17 protein-coding genes are annotated in these 19269 nt (G+C 68.4%); 9 read left to right on the top strand and 8 right to left on the bottom strand.

Translation table 11 applies throughout. The features are described 5' to 3' along the window. The first annotated feature begins 27 nt into the window (after positions 1-27). On the top strand, positions 28-504 hold the full coding sequence (locus K3M35_RS14225) for a glyoxalase/bleomycin resistance/extradiol dioxygenase family protein (protein ID WP_220666573.1): 477 nt from the start codon (positions 28-30) through the stop codon (positions 502-504). A 420-nt stretch (positions 505-924) separates the two neighbouring features. Here the strand turns inward: K3M35_RS14225 and K3M35_RS14220 are convergent, their stop codons facing one another. From K3M35_RS14220 to K3M35_RS14205, 4 genes are all read right to left on the bottom strand, one after another. Continuing rightward, entirely contained in the window at positions 925-2757 is a 1833-nt protein-coding gene (locus K3M35_RS14220) for a phosphoenolpyruvate carboxykinase (GTP) (RefSeq protein ID WP_006552694.1), read from the bottom strand. A gap of 280 nt (positions 2758-3037) precedes the next feature. Continuing rightward, positions 3038-3415 (bottom strand): DUF6802 family protein, encoded by a 378-nt coding sequence (locus K3M35_RS14215; RefSeq protein WP_006552695.1) that lies wholly within the window; start codon positions 3413-3415, stop codon positions 3038-3040. Between the two features lie 38 nt (positions 3416-3453). After that, positions 3454-4839: a hypothetical protein gene (locus K3M35_RS14210; RefSeq protein ID WP_220666572.1), complete on the bottom strand. Its 1386-nt coding sequence runs from the start codon at positions 4837-4839 to the stop codon at positions 3454-3456. Beyond that, positions 4836-5480 (bottom strand): hypothetical protein, encoded by a 645-nt coding sequence (locus K3M35_RS14205; protein WP_039585086.1) that lies wholly within the window; start codon positions 5478-5480, stop codon positions 4836-4838. Before K3M35_RS14205 ends, K3M35_RS14210 begins: the two co-directional genes overlap by 4 nt. A gap of 135 nt (positions 5481-5615) precedes the next feature. Between K3M35_RS14205 and trmB the strand changes: the two genes are divergently transcribed. The 3 genes from trmB to K3M35_RS14190 are packed head-to-tail and all read left to right on the top strand — an operon-like array spanning position 5616 to position 10393. Continuing rightward, on the top strand, positions 5616-6362 hold the full coding sequence (gene trmB, locus K3M35_RS14200; RefSeq protein ID WP_006552698.1) for a tRNA (guanosine(46)-N7)-methyltransferase TrmB: 747 nt from the start codon (positions 5616-5618) through the stop codon (positions 6360-6362). Then, positions 6359-7051: an NYN domain-containing protein gene (locus K3M35_RS14195; protein ID WP_006552699.1), complete on the top strand. Its 693-nt coding sequence runs from the start codon at positions 6359-6361 to the stop codon at positions 7049-7051. The genes trmB and K3M35_RS14195 overlap by 4 nt, the downstream gene beginning before the upstream one ends. A gap of 9 nt (positions 7052-7060) precedes the next feature. Continuing rightward, the gene (locus tag K3M35_RS14190) at positions 7061-10393 is read left to right on the top strand and encodes an MMPL family transporter (protein WP_220666571.1); all 3333 of its coding nucleotides are present in this window, start codon (positions 7061-7063) and stop codon (positions 10391-10393) included. Positions 10394-10450: 57 nt separating this feature from the next. On the opposite strand, the gene K3M35_RS14185 is transcribed toward K3M35_RS14190, so the two are convergent. The 3 genes from K3M35_RS14185 to macS form a co-directional block, all read right to left on the bottom strand. Then, positions 10451-11125: a DUF1707 domain-containing protein gene (locus K3M35_RS14185; protein ID WP_006552701.1), complete on the bottom strand. Its 675-nt coding sequence runs from the start codon at positions 11123-11125 to the stop codon at positions 10451-10453. Positions 11126-11187: 62 nt separating this feature from the next. After that, positions 11188-11814 carry a response regulator transcription factor gene (locus K3M35_RS14180; protein ID WP_220666570.1) on the bottom strand — a complete coding sequence of 209 codons (627 nt, stop codon included), beginning with the start codon at positions 11812-11814 and terminating at the stop codon, positions 11188-11190. Continuing rightward, positions 11814-12851 carry a MacS family sensor histidine kinase gene (gene macS / locus K3M35_RS14175; protein ID WP_259444030.1) on the bottom strand — a complete coding sequence of 346 codons (1038 nt, stop codon included), beginning with the start codon at positions 12849-12851 and terminating at the stop codon, positions 11814-11816. The genes K3M35_RS14180 and macS overlap by 1 nt, the downstream gene beginning before the upstream one ends. Before the next feature lie 174 nt (positions 12852-13025). Here macS and K3M35_RS14170 point away from each other — a divergent pair, with 174 nt between their 5' ends. The 5 genes from K3M35_RS14170 (at position 13026) to K3M35_RS14150 (ending at position 18492) form a co-directional block, all read left to right on the top strand. Then, on the top strand, positions 13026-14525 hold the full coding sequence (locus K3M35_RS14170) for an adenylate/guanylate cyclase domain-containing protein (protein WP_039585012.1): 1500 nt from the start codon (positions 13026-13028) through the stop codon (positions 14523-14525). Between the two features lie 84 nt (positions 14526-14609). Then, complete coding sequence (locus K3M35_RS14165; RefSeq protein ID WP_228044692.1) at positions 14610-15731, top strand: YbhN family protein; 1122 nt, start codon at positions 14610-14612, stop codon at positions 15729-15731. An 89-nt stretch (positions 15732-15820) separates the two neighbouring features. Then, positions 15821-16375: a YceI family protein gene (locus K3M35_RS14160; protein ID WP_019290865.1), complete on the top strand. Its 555-nt coding sequence runs from the start codon at positions 15821-15823 to the stop codon at positions 16373-16375. Between the two features lie 134 nt (positions 16376-16509). Beyond that, positions 16510-16890 carry a DUF3054 domain-containing protein gene (locus K3M35_RS14155; RefSeq protein WP_006552707.1) on the top strand — a complete coding sequence of 127 codons (381 nt, stop codon included), beginning with the start codon at positions 16510-16512 and terminating at the stop codon, positions 16888-16890. Between the two features lie 129 nt (positions 16891-17019). After that, positions 17020-18492: a peptide MFS transporter gene (locus K3M35_RS14150; RefSeq protein WP_033096407.1), complete on the top strand. Its 1473-nt coding sequence runs from the start codon at positions 17020-17022 to the stop codon at positions 18490-18492. Positions 18493-18513: 21 nt separating this feature from the next. Here the strand turns inward: K3M35_RS14150 and K3M35_RS14145 are convergent, their stop codons facing one another. Then, positions 18514-19251 carry a sulfite exporter TauE/SafE family protein gene (locus K3M35_RS14145; protein WP_220666569.1) on the bottom strand — a complete coding sequence of 246 codons (738 nt, stop codon included), beginning with the start codon at positions 19249-19251 and terminating at the stop codon, positions 18514-18516. Positions 19252-19269 lie beyond the last annotated feature (18 nt).

The raw sequence follows: 19269 nt of genomic DNA, 5'->3' as shown, positions 1-19269 counted from the left end.
GCACGGTCGGCGTCCGACACTGGCGCCATGACGAATTCGGTGAACCCCATCCCCGAGGGATACACCTCCCTCACCCCCTTCCTCGTCGTCGACGGTGCCTCCCACGCGATCGACTTCTACTGCGACGCGTTCGGAGCGACCGTCGTCGAGCGGATGGACGGCCCCGACGGGACGGTGATGCACGCAGAGCTCGACTTCGACAACGGCCGACTGCAATTGAGCGATCCCCATCCCTGCATCGGCCTGCACGCGCCGAGCGGAACGAACGACGTCGACCATTCGTACGTGCTGTACTGCGCGGACGCCGACGCCGTGTTCGCGCGGGCCGTCGCCCTCGGTGCCCGGGTGTTCGAGGAACCGTCGACCTTCGTCACCGGCGACCGGTTCGCGTCGATCCTCGATCCGTTCGGTCATCGGTGGGCCGTGATGACGCGGGTCGAGAACGTGCCCGCGGAGGAAGCGAAGCGACGGCTCGACGAGTGGGCGGCAACGCAGAACGCGTGAGGTGTAAAGCAGTTGCCCACGGAGCACCCTTCGGTGCACGCTGACTAGGATCTTCCTCCCGGATGTTCCGTACGAGAGCCGGGGGGATCAGTGTTCGACAAGAGCGGTGCGCAGAAGCGATTCGACGACGGCGTGATGGCCCTGGGCTATTTCGTCAAGGGAAGGCGACAGCGCACGGACTGCGCCGTCGCCCGGCAATGCCCCCACCAGTGCCGCACACTTCCGACCGATACGACTCGAACCACGCACGAGACCACCCGCTCGCCGACGGAAGTAGTTGCCGTGCATCGTCGAACTACGTCACCGGTCGGCGTGGCACAACCGAGATATCCGCTGTGAACGATTTCCCGGATTTCACCCCACGGACGGCGAATGCCGCCCCCGGGAAACCGGGAACGGCATTCGTCGTCGTGTACGGACTCAGCCGAGGCGCTGCTTGAGGGCCTCGAACTCGTCGCGGATGCCCGAGGGCACCTTCTCACCGAGGAACTCGAACCACTCGGCGATGCCGTCGATCTCGGACTTCCACTCCTCGACGTCGACCTTCAGGGCCTCGTCGACGTCGGCGGGATCGACATCGAGACCGTCGAGCGTGAGGTCGGCGGCGCTGGGCACGTAGCCGATCGGCGTGGACTGCGCGCCGGCCTTGTGCTCGATGCGGTCGACGATCCACTTGAGCACGCGCGAGTTCTCGCCGAAGCCGGGCCACAGGAAGCGGCCGTCGTCGCCGCGACGGAACCAGTTGACGTAGAAGATCTTCGGCAGCTTGTCCTCGTCGGCGTTCTTGCCGAGCGTGATCCAGTGGTTCAGGTAGTCGCCGGCGTTGTAGCCGAGGAAGGGCAGCATCGCCATCGGGTCGCGACGGACGCTACCGACCTTGCCCTCTGCCGCGGCGGTCTGCTCGGACGACAGGGTCGCGCCGAGGAAGGTGCCGTGCTGCCAGTCGAAGGACTCGCTGACGAGGGGCACCGTCGTCTTGCGGCGGCCACCGAACAGGATCGCGGAGATCGGCACACCCTGCGGGTCGTCCCACTCGGGGGCGAGGATCGGGCACTGCGACATCGGGGTGCAGTAACGCGAGTTCGGGTGCGCGGCGTTGGTGCCGGACTCGGGGGTCCAGTCGTTGCCCAGCCAGTCGGTGAGGTGCGCCGGGGTCTCGCCGCCGATGCCCTCCCACCAGATGTCGCCGTCGTCGGTCTTCGCGACGTTGGTGTAGATGGTGTTGCCGGCCTCGATGGTCGCCATCGCGTTCGGGTTCGAGTCGGCGCTGGTGCCCGGCGCGACGCCGAAGAAGCCGAACTCGGGGTTCACGGCGTAGAGGCGGCCGTCCTTGCCGAAACGCATCCACGCGATGTCGTCGCCGAGGGTCTCGGCACGCCAGCCCGGAATGGTCGGCTGGATCATCGCGAGGTTGGTCTTGCCACAGGCCGACGGGAACGCCGCAGCGATGTAGTAGGCCTTTTCCTCGGGCGAGATCAGCTTGAGGATCAGCATGTGCTCGGCCAGCCAGCCCTCGTCGTGCGCCATGGCCGACGCGATGCGCAGCGAGTAGCACTTCTTGCCGAGCAGGGCGTTGCCGCCGTAGCCGGAGCCGAAGCTCCAGATCTCACGGGTCTCGGGGAAGTGGGTGATGTACTTCGTGTCGTTGCACGGCCACGGGACATCCTGCTGACCGGCCTCGAGCGGCGCACCCACGGAGTGCAGCGCCTTGACGAACGGACGGTCGGTGCCGAGCTTCTCGAGAGCCGCGCTGCCCATGCGGGTCATGATGCGCATCGAGACGACGACGTACTCCGAGTCGGTCAGCTCGACGCCGAGCTTCGGGTCCTCGGCTCCGAGCGGGCCCATGCAGAAGGGCACGACGAAGAGGGTGCGTCCGCGCATGCTGCCGCGGTACAGCTCGGTCATCGTGGCACGCATCTCGTCGGGGTCGACCCAGTTGTTGGTCGGGCCCGCGTCGATCTCGTTCTTCGAGCAGATGAAGGTGCGCGACTCGACGCGTGCGACGTCCGACGGATCGGAATTGGCCAGGAACGAGTTCGGCTTCTTCTCGTCGTTCAGACGCGTGAAGGTGCCTGCCTCGACCAGCTGAGAGGTCAGACGGTCCCATTCCTCATCGGATCCGTCGGCCCATACGACACGATCGGGCTGGGTGAGCTCGGCAATCTCCTGGACCCAGGCAAGCAACTCGGCATGCTGGGTCGGGAGCTTGTCGTCGGTACCGTTCAAACCGGGAATGGTCGCTGAGGTCATCAAAACTCTCCTGGGGTGTGCCCGGAACCGGGATCCCACCTCCGACCTGCACGTTCTTCTGTGCGGACGAGGGCAGACCCGGGCTTGCCCCTCTCGGCAGGGGTACCACCTACTTCGTCCGTGGCCGAACAGGCGAAGTAGGCGCCGGATGTCCTTTTCATAGAGGTTAACGTCGGAATGTCGACCGGCGTCACTCGGGGCCGGTCGGAAATCTCACAGAAACGATTCAGAACTTGCGCACAATACCGTCCCCTCCCCCTGCTGCGCAGCCGGATATGAATCACTTCGACTCTTCTCCGTGGTGTACGTCGTATTCAAGGCTACCTGTGTCCAGTCGACTCCACCGACCCGATCCGTCGAGCTCGCGACAGTATTCCCACACGCCGTAACGGCCGTCGTCCGCGATCACCGAGAGGCGATCGCTGCTGCCGTCGAGATCGGTGTCGGTAGCCACCACCAGACCGTCGCCCCAGTCGCCACCGACTCCCCAGTGCTCGGTATCGGCGACGACCGTCTCGGCGGCGCCGTCACCGTCGAGGTCGGTCGTCGGGGCGAGCTCGTCGGCCCAGGCGGCCAACTCGGACGGATCGAACCCGGACGGATCGAAGGGATCGGTGAACGGCTGGGGTGTGCCACCCGAGCCGGCGAATTCGGCCATCGTCTCCCCTTTCCGACCCGGCACGCGCCGGATCGCTCCTATCCGGTTGGACGCACCCCGGCACCTTGCGGTTCCGGGATGTGTCCGAGTGCCGCCAGGTCGCGTTCGCACGCGGCGGTGCGGGCACGCCGCTCGCCCCGGCGACGGGCGATCTCCGCGTCGATCGCGGCGACGCGTTCCCGCACGCGGGTCGCGTGCCGGTCGCGCGCAGCGACCGCGAGCGCGGTGGACTGCAGTTCCGTCTCGTGGATGCGGGTGCGGATCCAGGTGTCGAGTTCCGCCCGTACGGTCGCGAGCTCGTCGGCGATCCACCGCCGCATCCGGTCGCGGTAGGCGATTCGCCTACGGATCCGCATCAGCCATCCGGCGGCCGGAACCGCGCACGCGATCGCGACCACCAGCGACATCCAGCCCGGCAGGTCCCCGAACGGGGTGAGGAGCAGTCTGCCGAGACCCGCGCCTGCCGACGCACCGAAGACCACCGTCAGCGTGTCCTCCATCGACCGCGCGGTCTGCGGTGGGCGGGCCGTGCGCGTGGGTTCCGGCGCCGGAGTGCCCGGCGCGATCCGGGCCGTCTCGTCGGTGAGCCGCGCACACAGGTCGTCGACGTGGGTGTCGATCGTCGTGACCACCGCATCCGCGTCCGCGGTCTCGAGCACCTCGCCCGCGGCGGTGGACGCCGCCCGCACGCGCATCGCGACCTCCTGCAACAGCGTCACCTGCAGCCGGCGCAGGTCGGGGCCGGAGGTCGCGGGTGGTGCTGCGGCTGTGAGGCGGGAGCGCTCCGCACGCAGGCCCCCTTCCTCGTCCTCCGCGCTCAGTCGTCCGATCTCCTCCTCGATCATCGGCCGGGTGGCGGCGACGACCGCGGCGCGTGCTCGTCGCGGGTCGTGTGACGACCGGACCGTGGCGGCCAGGACGTCCCGCAGTTCGACGAGTCCGGACGCGGTGAGCAGGGTCTGCCGGACCGCCTCGCTCGCGTCGTCCTCGAGTTCGCGTGCCCGCCGAGCGGCCGCGGCGCTCACGGGCAGGACCACGACCCTCGGCAGCCAGGATGCGTGCCGCTGCAGGATCTCGACGTCGGCGTCGCGGACCGCACGCCAGTCGGGAAAGCGGTCGATGCCCGTCAGTGCGCAGACGACCTCGATCGACTCGGCTGCCGCCGAGCGGACGAGGTCGAGTTCGGTGCGGCCGATCGTCGCCGACGGGTCGAACACCACGAGGGTGACGGCGCGGCCGTCGTCCGTGATGTCCAGCCCGCCCAGAGGTCGTAGCTCCGCTGCCAGCGTGCCGGCGCCGGAACCGGGCACTCCGACGACCCGCACGCCGGTCGCGGCCGGCCGGTGCAGTCCCATCCATCCGCGCGGGTTCCATCGGCGCAGGACGTCGTCGGCCGGATCCACGAGTCCGCTCGGCGGTGTCACCGTAGTCCCGCGGCGACGGACTCCATCGGGTCCAGCCCGACCAGGTCGAGTGTCTGTTCGACGAGTTCGCGCACCTGCGGTGCCGCCGGGACACCCGCCACGACCCGGGCGAGCTCCTCGTCACGTAGGCGGCGCGCCACGACCGCACGCGCGGCGAGCCGTTCCCCGAGCAGTTCCTCATCGCGGACCGCGACCACCTGATCCGGCGGCACCCCCGTCGCACGCGCGACGAGAGCGCACTCGCTGTCATCCGTCCCACCCGTCACCACGAGGACGAGGCGACAAGGATCCACGGCCGTCAGCGCGGCGCGGTCGGCCGGATGGGCGACGGCCGGGTCGAGACGACGCGGCACGACGTAGACGACGACGTCACCGTCGAGGACCGGGTCGGGACCGTCCGGCGTGTCCACTGCCACTCCGCCCACGGCCGCGTCTACTCGCCCACCCTCGATATCGACCCTGCGGAGCAGCAGTTCGCGCACCTGCGTCTCGACGCTCTCCCGGCCGGTCCCGGCCCGCCCCGCGACCTGCACCCGCAGCGCGGCCGTATGCTCGGTCAGCGCCCTGCGAATCAACCGCCCTGCCTGCGCATCCAGTTGTTCGACCTGCGCAGCGAGGTGGTGCCACAACTCCCCCGTCATGATCCCCCGATCGTCGGCGGAAATTGTCGCAGAGAGATCGCTGACAGGCAGCCGAACGAATGCTTCCCTGAGAAAACACTGTGGCCACTCAGGTCACTCCCGCCACACACTCTCGGAATACGCGACAATGGACCGGTGAACGAAGCCGATCAGCACACCACCGAGACGCTCGAGGAGCGCCCGACCCGCGGGAACCGCCTATACCCCAGGGTGACGAGTTTCCGGTCCCGCCGTGGATCGCTGACCGACCCCCAGCAGCAGTGCTGGGACCGTCGTTGGCCCGAACTCGGCAAGGAAGTCGGCGACGAACCGCTCGACGTCGACGCCTGGTTCGGTCGCTCCGCGCCCCTCGTCCTCGAGATCGGATCCGGAACAGGAACCGCCGCGGTCGCTATGGCCCAAGCCGAGCCCGAGGTGAACCTCATCGCCGTGGAGGTCTACAAGCCCGGCATCGCCCAGACACTGCAGAACATCGAACGCAGCTGCAACACCGACGCGCCGATCCGGAACCTGCGGATCCTGCGCGGCGACGCCGTCGAGGTGCTCGAGAAGATGCTGACCACCGCGTCACTCACCGGCGTGCGGGTGTTCTTCCCGGATCCGTGGCCCAAGGCCCGCCACCACAAGCGCCGACTCCTGCAGGCCCCGACGTTCGCCCTGATCGCCGACCGATTGAAGCCCGGTGGAGTGCTGCACGTGGCCACCGACCACGCCGATTACGCCGAGGCCATCGCCGAGGTGGGCGATGCCGAACCGCGCCTCGCCCGCTTCACCGGCACCTCCCCGATCAGCCTCGAACGCCCCGTCACCAAGTTCGAGGACAAGGCACACCAGGTGGGTAGCGCTATCAACGAGTTCGTCTGGGGGAAGATCGGAGCATGAGTGTCCATGAAGAGCTTCCCGGCGTGACCGACCCCTCCGCGATCGACGGTGTCGAGCCGGTCCGAAAGGTCCTGCTCGTCTGGGACGCACCCAACCTCGACATGGGCCTCGGCGCGATCCTCGGCGGCCGGCCCACCGCGGCCTACCGCCCGCGCTTCGACGCTCTCGGCCGGTGGCTGCTCGGACGCACCGCCGAACTGTCGCGTCTGCACTCCGCGACCCTCGAACCCGAAGCCACGGTGTTCACCAATATCGCCCCCGGCAGCGCGGACGTCGTCCGCCCCTGGGTCGAGGCCTTGCGTAATGTGGGCTTCGCGGTGTTCGCCAAGCCGAAGATCGACGAGGACAGCGATGTCGACTCCGACATGCTGGACCACATCGAGCTGAGGCACCGGGAAGGTCTCGCGGGTGTCATGGTGGCCTCCGCCGACGGGCAGGCGTTCCGTGAACCCCTCGAGCGGCTCGCACAGGAGGGCATCGCGACCCAGGTGCTCGGTTTCCGCGAGCACGCCAGCTGGGCGGTGACCTCCGAGATCATCCAGTTCCTCGATCTCGAGGACATTCCCGGTGTGTTCCGCGAACCGCTGCCCCGCGTCAGCCTGGAATCGCTGCCCGACGAGGGTGCCTGGCTGCAGCCGTTCCGACCGCTTTCTGCTCTCCTGGTGGGGCGCAAGAGCGTCGCCGAATAGGAGACTTACGTGTTCGACCGTTGGGGAGAGCTCGTCTACCGCGCGCGCTTCACCGTCATTGCGGTGATGGTCGCGGGGTTGCTCGCGCTCGCCGGGTACGGGCTGAGCCTGAACGATCACCTCAGCCAGAGCGGCTGGGACGATCCCGGTTCGGAGTCCGTCGCCGCTGCCAAGCTCGCCGACGGCACCTTCGGCCGCGACACCGCGGGCGACGTGCTGGTGCTGTACACGGCACCCGAGGGCAGCACGGTCGACGATCCCGAGTTCGCGGCGAAGGTCACCGACAGCCTGAACTCGCTGGTCGCCGAGCATCCCGACGAAATCCTCAAGATCAACGGTGCGTACTGGCCCACCGACGACGCGCCGTCGCTGCCGTCGCTGGCCGATCCGTCGCGTCAGCACGCGATCGCGTCGGTCGCGATCGCCGGCGAGGACGACACGGAGCTGACCGGCAACTTCCGCGAGATCAAGGACGCCTTCTACATCGACGGCGTCGACGTGCAGCTCGCCGGTCTGCAGCCGATCTCCGGCGCACTGAACGACACGATGGCCAACGACATCAAGCGCATGGAGATCCTCGCGATCCCGGCCGTCGGCATCCTGTTGTTCTTCGTCTTCGGTGGCGTCGTCGCGGCCGCTCTCCCGCTGATCACCGGTGGTCTCACGATCGTCGCGGCGAACGGCATCGTCCGGTTGATCACCAACTTCACCGAGGTCAACTCGTTCGTCGCACCGGTCGTCTCACTGATCGGCCTGGGCCTGGCGATCGACTACGGCCTGTTCATGGTGTCGCGGTTCCGTGAGGAACTCGCCGAGGGTTACGACACCCCGGCGGCGGTGCGACGCACCGTCGTCACCGCAGGTCGCACGGTGGTGTTCTCGGCGACGATGGTCGTCACCAGCCTCGGTGGTCTCGTGCTGTTCCCGCAGGGCTTCCTCAAGTCGGTCGCCTACGGCGCGATCTCGGCGGTCTCACTGGCTGCCCTGCTGTCGATCACGATCCTGCCCGCCATCCTGAGCATCCTCGGCAGGCGCATCGACAAGTTCGGCATGAAACGCTTCGGGCAGATCCAGTCGAACGAGCAGGTCGAGAACAGTTTCCTCGGCCGCCTGTGCCGCTGGGTGATGGTCAACCCGATGAAGGTGACCATCCCGACGGTCATCGGCCTGCTGCTGCTCATCATGCCGCTGACCGGCATCAAGTTCGGCGGCATCAACGAGACCTACCTGCCGCCCGAGCACCCCACGCGCGTCGCGCAGGAGACCTTCGACGAACTGTTCCCCGGCCAGCGCGCCGAGCCGGTCAAGCTCGTGGTCCGCGGCGCCGAGGGCGGCGACCTCAACAAGATCATCACGACGGCCAGCGAAGCTCCCGGCCTCGTCGAGAAGTTCCAGATCACCGGCCCCGCGAAGGACGGCGTCCGTGTGCTCAAGGCCGGTCTGACCGACCGCAACGAGTCCGCCGACACCGTCGAGTACCTGCACGCAGCCGAATGGCCCGAGGGTGTCGAAGTGCTCGTCGGCGGCACCCCGGCGATCGAGCAGGACTCCATCGGGGCCCTGCTCGAGACCCTGCCGCTGATGGTCGCGGTCGTCGTGCTGTTGACGACGTTGCTGATGTTCCTGGCGTTCGGCTCGCTCGTGCTGCCGGTCAAGGCCGTGTTGATGAGCGCCCTGGGTCTCGGCTCGACGCTGGGCATCCTCACCTGGATCTTCATCGACGGCAACGGCGCCGACCTGCTCAACTTCACCCCAGGGCCGATCATGTCGCCGGTGCTCGTGCTGATCATCGCGATCGTGTACGGCCTGTCGACCGACTACGAGGTGTTCCTGCTCTCCAGAATGGTCGAGGCGAGATCGATGGGGGCGAGCACCACCGAGTCGATCCGTATCGGTACCGCCCACACCGGTCGCATCATCACCGCGGCCGCCCTGATCCTTATCGTCGTCACCGGTGCCTTCGGGTTCTCGGAGCTGGTGATGATGAAGTACATCGCGTTCGGCATGATCGCCGCGCTGATCATCGACGCGACCGTCATCCGCATGTTCCTCGTGCCCGCCGTGATGAAGCTGCTCGGCGACGACTGCTGGTGGGCTCCGGCGTGGATGAAGCGGATCCAGGAGAAGATCGGCTTGGGCGAGCCGATCCTCGCCGACGAACTGATGCCCGAGGACGTTCCCGAGCTCATCACCGTCGGCATGTTCGGGCCGGCGACGGTCGCGGCCACGGGCGCGCACCGCTTCCCGGCAGGTGCCTTCGAGGGCGGCTCCGACCTCACGCAGCCGCTGCCCAAGATCGCTCCGCCGAGGCCGGCCGCCGAACAGCGCAAGCTCCGCGATCTCACGCCGCCGCCGGTGCGACGGCAGGCCCCGGGCCGCCCCCCGGTCCGTCCGGCCGCGCCCGCGTCCGGTCGTCCCCCTGCTGCTCCGCGGAACGGCGAACGGGTGCCGCCCGCAGCCGGGCGTCCGATGCCGGCGAGCCGTCCGGTGCAGCCCGGTACGGGTCCGGGGCGTCCGTCGCGTCCGATCCCGGAGCCGCGTCGTCGCCCGGAGGGTCGGCCGCCGGTGGACGAGCGCAACGGCTCGGCTCTTCCGGGGCTCGGAGGCCCGGAGAAGGGTGTCCCGGAGAAGCCCGAACGTCGTGCCTCCGAGATGCCGCAGCGCGATGTCACGCAGCGCGGTGCGCTCGATCAGACACAGCGCGGTGCGCTCGATGCCACACAGCGCGGTGCGTCCGACCCGTCGTCGCCGTCGTCGGTGCCTCCGCTCCCCCGCCGTCAGCGCGGGGAGGTTCCGCCGCCGCTGCCGCAGTCCTTCATCCGACCGCCCGCTGTCCCGGGCGATGCGGAAGCTCTGCCCGGTGCCCCGGCTCCGCGTCCGAGCGAACCCGGCACCGGTCGTGGACGGGATCCGCAGGCGATCGAGAACTGGCTGTCGCAGTTGCGCCGTACGTCGCCCGGCGGGGAGTCTTCGGCCCAGCGACCGAGGCCCACTTCCGACGCACCGCGCCCCTCGGCGCCGGACTCGCAACGTCCCCCGACATCGGAGGCCCAGCGACCTCCGGCGCAGGGACCTGCCCGACCGCCCGTGCCGGGCACTCAGCAGCCGCCGACGCAGGGCATGCAGCCGCCGACACAGAACGGTCCCCGTCCGCCTCTGCCCTCCCGGTCCCGTGGTCCGGAGCAGCCGCCCCGCCCGGCCGGCGAGCGGCCGGAAGCGCGAGCGGACGAATCGCAGCCGGAGCAGAACGACGCGGAGTCGCGGAGGCGTGGACGCCACGGTCCCGACAGCGGCCGTTCGATCAGCGTCAGTGAGCTGATCGCCCGGCAGCGTCGCGACTGATCTGACGAACGAACTCGAGGCGACCCGCAGAGCGGGTCGCCTCGGGTGTTTCCGGGGTCAGCTGCCGTTGAAGAACTTCCGCAGCCGCGTGGACAGCGGATGGGTGACGTTGAAGCTCCCGCCGCGGACCTTGCCTGTCACCACGACGTGCAGCGGTCCGTACGGCGCTCCGCCGCGCACCTTCGACGACACGCTCGACGCGACGTTCTCGACGCCGTTGACGTCGGCCGTGGCCTCGGCGGGGAGCACGATGTTGATCGAGCTGAGGTAGTCGCTCACGTCGATCCGCACGACCTGCGTCTGCATCACCGCTTCGGTGAAATCGAGGGTCACGGAGGACGCGACGGTGTCGAGAACGACGGCGGGCGGCACGTGCCAGCGACCCTTGCGTTCGATGCCGGAGACGCGGCCCTTGATCACGAGAGGAGCGCCCTGGCCGGTCGCGGGGAAAGCAGCTGCACTCGGCGCGGGGTAGCCGGCCGCACTCGGCGCCGGATAGTGCGCCTGCGACATGCCCGGCAGATTCTGCTCCTGGAACTCGGGCCGGATCTGGATACCGGGCAGGTCGACGAGCACCTGGTTCAGGTCGCCTCGGGTCTTGGCCGCGAGGACGGTGTCCATCCGTTCGGTGAACTCCCCGAGCGAGAGCATTCCCTGCCCGACCGCCCGCTGCAGAAGTTCGCCGACGTGCTCGCGCTCGGCGTCCGACACCCGCAGATCCTTCGGTTCCATGCCTTGAGCTTAACGGGACGAACGGTATGCCTCCGAAGTCGTCGGAGCCACTGTGCGGGGCGCTATTCGAGGCCCTGTTCGATGACGTAGCGGGTGAGTTCGACGCGGTTGGCGAGCTGCAGTTTGCGTAGCGCCGCTTGGACGTGGTTCTCCACCGTGCGGTGGCTGAGCGTCAGTCGCGCTGCGATCTGTTTCGCCGACAACCCTTTCGCGACGAGACGCAACACTTCGGTCTCCCGGCCGGTCAGGGTCGGTGGGGGTCTCCGGTCGGCGACGTCGTTCGACATCCGGCGGTACTCGCCGAGCACGAGCCCGGCCAGTCCGGGGGTGAAGACGGCCTGTCCCCGCGCGGTCGCGAGGACGGCGTCGACGAGTTCGTGCACCGAGGCGCTCTTCACGAGATAGCCGGACGCGCCCGCCTTGACCGCGCCGAGGACGTCGTCGCGTTCGGAGGACGCCGACAGGACCAGCACCCGGCTGTCCGGGGAGACCTCGAGGACCGCGCGGGTCGCCTCGGTGCCGGTGCCGTCGGGCATCGCCATGTCCATGAGCACGACGTCGGGGCGGACGACGGCGGCACGGCGCGCGGCGCTCGCGACACCGTCGGCCTCGGCGACGACGGTGAACCCGGCCTCCTCGAGGTCACGTCCGATGGCGTTGCGCCAGATCGGGTGGTCGTCGACCACCATCACGCTGACGGTGCTGCGTTCCTCTGTGCTGTTCTCGTGTGTTTCCGCGCTGATCTCGGCCACTCATTCCCCTTCGGTACCCGGATCTCCCATTCGGTTCCTTCGCCTACATCGCTGTCGAGCAGTGCGACGCCGCCGAGCCATTCCGCTCGCCCGACGATCGACTTGGACACCCCCATGCGTCCCTGTTCGCGAGCTTCGTCGAGTCTGCCCGGTTCGATCCCGACGCCGTCGTCCCGGATGCTGAGTACGATCTCGTCGCCGAGATCCTCGAGGAGGATGTAGGCGGCGGCACCGGCGCCGGCGTGCAGTTGCGTGTTCGACAGCGCCGCTGTCGTGAGCGCCGCGAGTTCCTCCGCTCGATCCCGCGGGATCATGATCGGGCCGGCGGGCGCGGACACCGTCGCACCGGTCCCGGCCCTGGCCCGGACGAGGGCGGTGAGGTCGGCATGCTCACCGCCGCGGTCGACGTCGGTGTCCTGTTCGGAGATCAGCTGCCGCAGCGCGGTCTCCTGTTCGCGGGCCAACTCGGCGAGTTCCGTCGCATCACCGCCCAGCTCGAGTCCGCGCCGCTGCACGAGCGCGAGCACCTGCAGCACGCCGTCGTGCACCTGCCGGGCGAGCCGGTCCCGTTCCTCGGTGGCCGCTGCCACGCGCACGGCCTGCTCGAGTTGCCGGTGCGCACTGCGCGCGGTGGTGGTGGCGAAACCCATTGCCACACCGCACGCGACGAGCACCGGCGCCGTCGCGTCGCGCCACAGGTCGAGGTTGATCTGGTCGCGCACCACCGCGCTGACGACGGACATCAGCAGCGCCGAGCCGATGCCCGTGAGCGGACCGCCGAGGATCGCGGCCGACAGCACGGCGTTGGCGACCCACAGCGTGGTGGGCATGGTCTGGTGGTTGCTGTACCAGTCGTGGTCGGCGACCAGCCGGGTCGCCGCCATCAACGCGACGGCGAGGATCTGGTCCACCACGGTGACCGTGCGGCGCAGTCGTGCCTCGCGGGAGAGCAACACCGCCGAGACGAGCCTCATGTGTACGTTTCGCACCTTTCGTCACAGTAGGTGGGGCGAGTGAATCCAACCACTCCGCGCCTCCAACAGTGACCGCCCCATCCTGTGACCGTCCGCACAGTGGTTTGATTTGAAGTCGTGCTGAGGTCGTACCGAGCTGTCGCCGCCACCTTGCGGAGTCGTTGGCCGCTCTACATGGTCTCCATGGGCGCGTCGAACCTGTTCGGTGCGATGCTCGTGTTCGCCTTCGTCCGGTACGGCATCCCCATCGCCGAGACCGACGCCATCATCGCGGATCGGGTCCGCAACTTCGCGGTCTTCGCGGTGTACCTGGTCTTCGCCGGCATCGTGAGCCTCGGCGCCGCAGCGATCACGCTGCGCTCTGTCGTCCGGTGGCAGCTCCGCGGCGGCCCGCCCACCCGGGCCGAACAGATGGCGGCCCTGCACGCCCCGCTGCGACAGGCGATCGTGCACCTCGGTCTGTGGCTGCTCGGCGGCGTGCTCTTCGTCTTCCTCACCGCCGAGGAGATGCCGTCGCTCGCGGTGGCGGTCTCGGTCACCGTCGCAATGGCCGCGACCAGCACCTTCGGTTTCACCTACATGCTCGGTGAACGCATCCTGCGGCCGGTCGCCGCGCGGGCGCTGAGCGAGGGAAACTTCGACCGGACGATGGCTCCCGGCGTCGGCACGCGCCTGGCCATGACCTGGGGCCTGGGCACGCTCATGCCGGTCGCCGGGATCGTGCTGCTGTGCGTGACGCAGTTGAGCGCCAACACCGACTTCGACGCCGACGCGCTCGCCCTGTCCGTGCTCGCTCTCGCGGTGACGTCGATCGGTCTCGCGCTCGTGTTGTCGCTGCTGACGTCGGCGCAGATCTCCGACCCGATCAAGCAGTTGCGCTGGGCGATCGAACGCGTGCAACGCGGCGCCTCGGGAGTGCAGGTCGAGGTGTTCGACGGCAGTGAGATCGGACGCCTACAGGTCGGCTTCAACCGCATGATGGCCGAGTCCGACGAACGCCGGCGTCTACGGGAGTTGTTCGGTCAGCACGTCGGTGAGGACGTCGCGCGCCGGGCCCTGCAGTACGGCACCGAGCTCGGTGGTGAGACGCGCTACGTCGCGGTGCTGTTCGTCGACATGGTGGGTTCGACGGCGACGGCCGCCGAGCGCCCACCGAGCGAGGTCGTCGAACTGCTCAACGAGTTCTTCCGTGTCGTCGTCGAGGTGGTCGACCATCATCACGGCTTCGTCAACAAGTTCATGGGCGACGCGGCATTGGTGATCTTCGGCGCTCCCCTCGACCGGCCGGACGCCCCCACGGCGGCGCTCGCGGCGGCCCGCGAACTGCGTTTCGCTCTGGACGAGATCACCGGACTCGATGTCGGGATCGGCGTGTCGGCGGGACTCGCGGTGGCCGGCAACATCGGCGCGGCGGAGCGCTTCGAGTACACGGTGATCGGCGACCCGGTCAACGAGGCCTCGCGCCTGACCGAGCTGGCGAAACTGCGTCCGAGTAGGGTTCTCGCGTCGTCGAGCGCGTTGTACTTCGCGGACGACGAGGAGCGCAGCCACTGGGAACTCGGCGACGAGGTGCAGCTTCGCGGCCGGCGGCGGATGACCCATCTCGCATGGCCGGTTCGCTATCCCGGAGCCCCCGGAGAAGCGAACGGGACGGACACTTCGACGGACGAGTGACGGTCCGTCCCGCGACACCCGCGAACGACGCGGAACGGCCACAGCGCCCTCTTCGTGACCCGACGGTCGGTTACGGTGAACAGCGTGGCGCAGCCGCACGACGATCCTCCATGCCCCGACGCCACGCCGCGTCGGGGCTCGTTCCGGTGGATCAAGTGGGTGTCGGCGATCGCCCTCGTGGCTCTGCTGACGGTCGAGGCGATCTACCTGTGGCCGACGATGAGCGACTCGTGGCGCGCGGTCACGGAGATGCACTGGGGCTGGTTCGCGGCGGCCGTGCTGGCGCAGATGATCTCCCTCAGCGGCTTCGCGGGAGTGCAGCAGCGACTGCTCCGCGCCGGCGGGGTGCGCGTCGGGCACTGGCGTTCGGCGTCGGTGATCTACGGCAGCACGGCGATGGCGGTGACCCTGCCCGCAGGTCCGGTCTTCTCCACGGCCTTCACCTACAAGCAGACCCGCAAGTGGGGTGCGACCCCCGTGGTCGCCTCGTGGCAACTCGCGGTTTCCGGCGTCATCGCGGCCGTGACCCTGGCGTCGGTGGGCATGATCGGTGCGTTCGCGGTCGGCAGCCGGATCAGCCCCGTCACTCTCGTGTTGTCGCTCGCGGGCGCGATCGCGTTGATCTTCGGCCTGCGGTACGTCGCGAAGAACCCCACGTCGATCGAGGCGGCGGGCACGTGGGTGCTCCGTCGGGTCAACCGCATCACGAGGAAGCCGAGGGACACCGGCTTCGACGTCTTCGAACGCACCCTCGCGCAGCTCGAGTCCGTCGAACTCGCGCGTCGCGACGGTGTGGCCGCGGTGGCGTGGTCGGCCGTGCACCGTGCAGCCGATGTCGCGTGCCTCGGACTGGCGTGCTGGGCTGTCGGCGGCTCCCCGTCGGTGGCGGGGTTGTTCATCGCGTTCGCGGCGGCGAAGGCCGTGGGCAGCGTGCCGCTCGCACCGGGCGGCCTCGGATTCGTGGACGGCACCCTCATCGCGACGCTCACCGCTGCCGGGCTGAGCGCGTCGCAGTCGCTGGCAGCGGTCTTCGTGTATCGGATGGTGAGCTTCGCGTTCGTGGCCCTGGCGGGCTGGGCCACCGTCGCCGCGATGTACCGGGGCAACGGACCCGACGAGATCGATCCGATCGCCGAGCGCGCAGAACACGAGCGCAGCGCCCTGGAGCGGCGGCGTCGTCCGGTCGAGAATCCCGAGCCGGCGTGATCCACCTCACGATGTAGTTGCGCATGCAACTATTTGGTGGCATGGTTGTCGACAAGCAGTTGAAAGTTTGACCATCGAGGAGGACCACCATGACGACCGCCACCACCACCTTCCCCGGCCTGACCACCGGCACCTGGGCCATCGATCCCGTCCACTCGAACGTGGGCTTCACCGTCCGGCACCTCGTCGTCAGCAAGGTTCGCGGCACCTTCGAGAACTTCTCCGGCGCCATCACCGTCGCCGAGGACGGCACCGCATCGGTGAACGCCGAGATCGACGTCAAGTCGATCAACACCAAGAACGCCGACCGCGACGCGCACATCCGCTCCGCCGACTTCTTCGACGCCGAGCAGTTCCCCGTCGCCACCTTCACCTCGACCGACGTGCGTGCCGACGGTGATAACTACATCGTCACGGGCGACTTCACGCTCCACGGCGTCACCCGCCCGGTCGACCTGAAGCTCGAGTTCAACGGCGTCAACCCCGGCATGGGCCAGGGCCCGGTCGCCGGCTTCGAGGCCACCACCGTCATCAACCGCAAGGATTTCGGCATCAGCATCGAAATGCCGCTCGAAGGCGGCGGAGCCGTCGTCGGCGACAAGATCACCATCACCCTCGAGATCGAGGCCGGCCTGCAGGCCTGACCCCTCTCGCACAGACAGCGCCCCTGCTCCGGCAGGGGCGCTGCCACGTTCCACCCGCTCTACCGGTCCGGATCGTGCTCGAGAGCACGCGCCGGAGATTCCGACGCGCCCCGCGCCGCCGCTACTCTGGACCCGTGAAGAAGTACATCCCGGCGTTGGCGATCGACGTCGTTCTCGTCGTCGTATTCGCCGTGCTCGGTCGTTCCAGTCACGACGAAGTGCTCGATCTCGTGGGGCTCGCAGGAACGGCGTGGCCGTTCCTCGGCGGCCTCACCGTCGGATGGTTCTTCACCGCGTGGCTCTACCGCGACAAGTTCGACGCCTTCGCGGCCGTTCCCACCGGACTGCTCGTGTGGGTGAGCACCCTCGTCGTGGGGATGCTGCTGCGGGCCGTCACCGGTCAGGGCACCGCAACCGCCTTCATCATCGTCGCGACGATCTTCTTGGGCCTGTTCCTGGTGGGCTGGCGCGTGGTCGTCGGACTGCTCCAGCACCGCAAGGTCGACGCTCACTGACCTCGCCGAGGTCGACCAGTACCGACCCTCCGGTCGCAGCTCTCGCACTCGCACGCGAAGTGTGATCTGCGACCGCGGGATACGCGAATTTTTCGCGCTCGCGCCCCGTGCGGTGGAACAGTGGAGATCATGTCCACGCTGGAACCACCTACTCTGACCGGGTCGCGATCCGACCATCGGTTCTTCGGTCAGCCACTACCCCTGGCCAACCTGTTCGGTGTCGAGATGTGGGAGCGATTCTCCTTCTACGGCATGCAGGGCATCCTGATCTACTACCTGTACTACTCGGCATCCGAGGGCGGGCTGGGGATCAGCCAGGGGGCTGCGACCTCCATCGTCGGCGCCTACGGCGGCACGGTCTACCTGTCGACGATTCTCGGGGCGTGGATCGCCGACCGGCTGCTGGGTTCCGAACGGACCCTGTTCTACAGCGCCGTGCTCATCATGTTCGGCCACATCGCGCTCGCGGTGCTGCCCGGTTTCGTCGGGGTGGGTATCGGCCTGGTGCTGGTCGCGTTCGGTAGCGGTGGTCTGAAGGCCACGGCGACGTCGATCGTCGGCGATCTCTACGACGAGCAGGACCCGCGACGCGACGCCGGTTTCTCCATCTTCTACATGGGCGTGAACATCGGCGCGCTCGTCGGCCCGCTGCTCACCGGCTTCCTACAGACGCGTTACGGCTTCCACTGGGGCTTCGGTCTCGCCGCGGTCGGCATGTTCCTCGGCCTGCTGCAGTACACGATCTACCGCAAGCATCTCGGCGACATCGGCAAGGTGCCACCCCATCCGCTTCCCGCCGAGACGCGCACGAAAGCCGCCGGGATCGGTCTGGTCGCCGTGGTCCTCATCGCGGTCGCCGCGCTGACCGGCCTCGTCACGACGAGCAACATGTCCGACATCGTCGTCGCCCTGACCATCATCGCGACGATCACCTACTTCGTCCTCATGCTGTCGAGCAAGCAGATCACGCCGGTCGAGCGCAGCCGGGTGCTGTCGTTCATCCCGATGTTCATCGCGAGCGCAGTGTTCTGGTCGCTCTTCCAGCAACAGTTCACGATGGTCGCCGTCTACGCCGACACACGCCTGGACCGTAATCTGTTCGGGTGGGAGTTCCCGCCGTCCTGGGTGCAGTCGATCAACCCGGTCTTCATCATCCTGTTCGCGGGTGTCTTCGCCGCCGTGTGGACCAAACTCGGACCGCGTCAGCCCTCGTCGCCCATCAAGTTCGCCGCAGGCACGATCATCATGGGCATCGCCTTCCTGTGCTTCATCCCCATGGCCGGTGGCGGCCCCAACAGCGCTCCGCTGCTCGGACTGGTCTTCATCCTGCTGCTGTTCACCTTCGCCGAGCTGTTCCTGTCCCCCGTCGGACTGTCGCTGTCGACGAAGCTCGCGCCGAAGAACTTCCACACACAGATGGTCGCGTTGTTCTACCTGTCCGTCGCATGCGGTACGGCCATGGCCGGCACCCTCGCGGGGTTCTACGACGAGAACAACGAGGTGCCGTACTACCTGTGGATCGGCGGAGCGTCGATCGCAGTGGGCATCGTGCTGGCCCTCTTCGCGCCGCACATCAAAAAGCTCATGCACGGCGTGCAGTAGCACCACTGCACAGGACGCTGCTCAGCGGAGAGCGAGCCATACCGCCAACCCGAACCCTGCGAGCGCGACACCCACGCGCAGCAGGTTCGGGGGCATGCGCCGCACGAGCGGCGGACCGCAGTAGCCACCCGCGAACGCGCCGACAGCCATGGCGGCCGCCGCACCCCAGTGCACGGGTCCGAAGACTGCGAACCCGATCGCCGCGACCAGGTTGGCGACGCCGAGCAGGTAGCTCTTGAGGATGCTCGCGCGCCAAATCTGCTCGGACGTGCAGATAAGCACCAGCGCGTAGAAGACGACGCCGGCGCCGGCACCGAAGTATCCGCCGTAGACCGCGACGACGAAGACCGCCACGGAGAACACCCGCGGCAGGTCGCGACCGCCGGCCAGGGTGCGGATGCGTGGTTGGAGCAGCAGCGCGAGAGCGGCGAGCGCGACGAAACCCGGAACGATCGCCTCGAACGAGTCGGGCGGCGCGACGAGCAGGACAGCCGCGCCGACCACGCCGCCGAGCGCGGCGTAGAGCGTCCACCACCACACGCGGGGGCCGGTGTCGACGACCTCCCGCGCCGAATTGGTCAGCGCCCCGACACCCACACCGACCATCGCGACGGTGTTGGTGACGTTCGCCGCGACCGGCGGGAGGCCGACGGCGAGCAACGCCGGATACGAGACGATCGACGCCAGGCCGGTGACGAACCCGACGACACCCGCGAAGAATCCGGCAACCACGAGCAGTGCCAGGTCGAGGACGGTCACGGTCGCTCAACGTACCTG

The organism is Rhodococcus sp. DMU2021 (assembly GCF_019641445.1).
Taxonomy (GTDB): Bacteria; Actinomycetota; Actinomycetes; order Mycobacteriales; family Mycobacteriaceae; genus Rhodococcus; species Rhodococcus pyridinivorans.
This window is presented reverse-complemented; position numbering and strand designations above follow the sequence as displayed.

Coding starts and splice junctions, on each gene's coding strand:
- K3M35_RS14225 (WP_220666573.1), top strand. CDS start 28: ATGACGAATTCGGTGAACCCCATCCCCGAGGGATACACCTCCCTCACC.
- K3M35_RS14220 (WP_006552694.1), bottom strand. CDS start 2,757: ATGACCTCAGCGACCATTCCCGGTTTGAACGGTACCGACGACAAGCTC.
- K3M35_RS14215 (WP_006552695.1), bottom strand. CDS start 3,415: ATGGCCGAATTCGCCGGCTCGGGTGGCACACCCCAGCCGTTCACCGAT.
- K3M35_RS14205 (WP_039585086.1), bottom strand. CDS start 5,480: ATGACGGGGGAGTTGTGGCACCACCTCGCTGCGCAGGTCGAACAACTG.
- K3M35_RS14195 (WP_006552699.1), top strand. CDS start 6,359: ATGAGTGTCCATGAAGAGCTTCCCGGCGTGACCGACCCCTCCGCGATC.
- K3M35_RS14185 (WP_006552701.1), bottom strand. CDS start 11,125: ATGGAACCGAAGGATCTGCGGGTGTCGGACGCCGAGCGCGAGCACGTC.
- K3M35_RS14180 (WP_220666570.1), bottom strand. CDS start 11,814: ATGGTGGTCGACGACCACCCGATCTGGCGCAACGCCATCGGACGTGAC.
- macS (WP_259444030.1), bottom strand. CDS start 12,851: ATGAGGCTCGTCTCGGCGGTGTTGCTCTCCCGCGAGGCACGACTGCGC.
- K3M35_RS14170 (WP_039585012.1), top strand. CDS start 13,026: ATGGTCTCCATGGGCGCGTCGAACCTGTTCGGTGCGATGCTCGTGTTC.
- K3M35_RS14160 (WP_019290865.1), top strand. CDS start 15,821: ATGACGACCGCCACCACCACCTTCCCCGGCCTGACCACCGGCACCTGG.
- K3M35_RS14150 (WP_033096407.1), top strand. CDS start 17,020: ATGTCCACGCTGGAACCACCTACTCTGACCGGGTCGCGATCCGACCAT.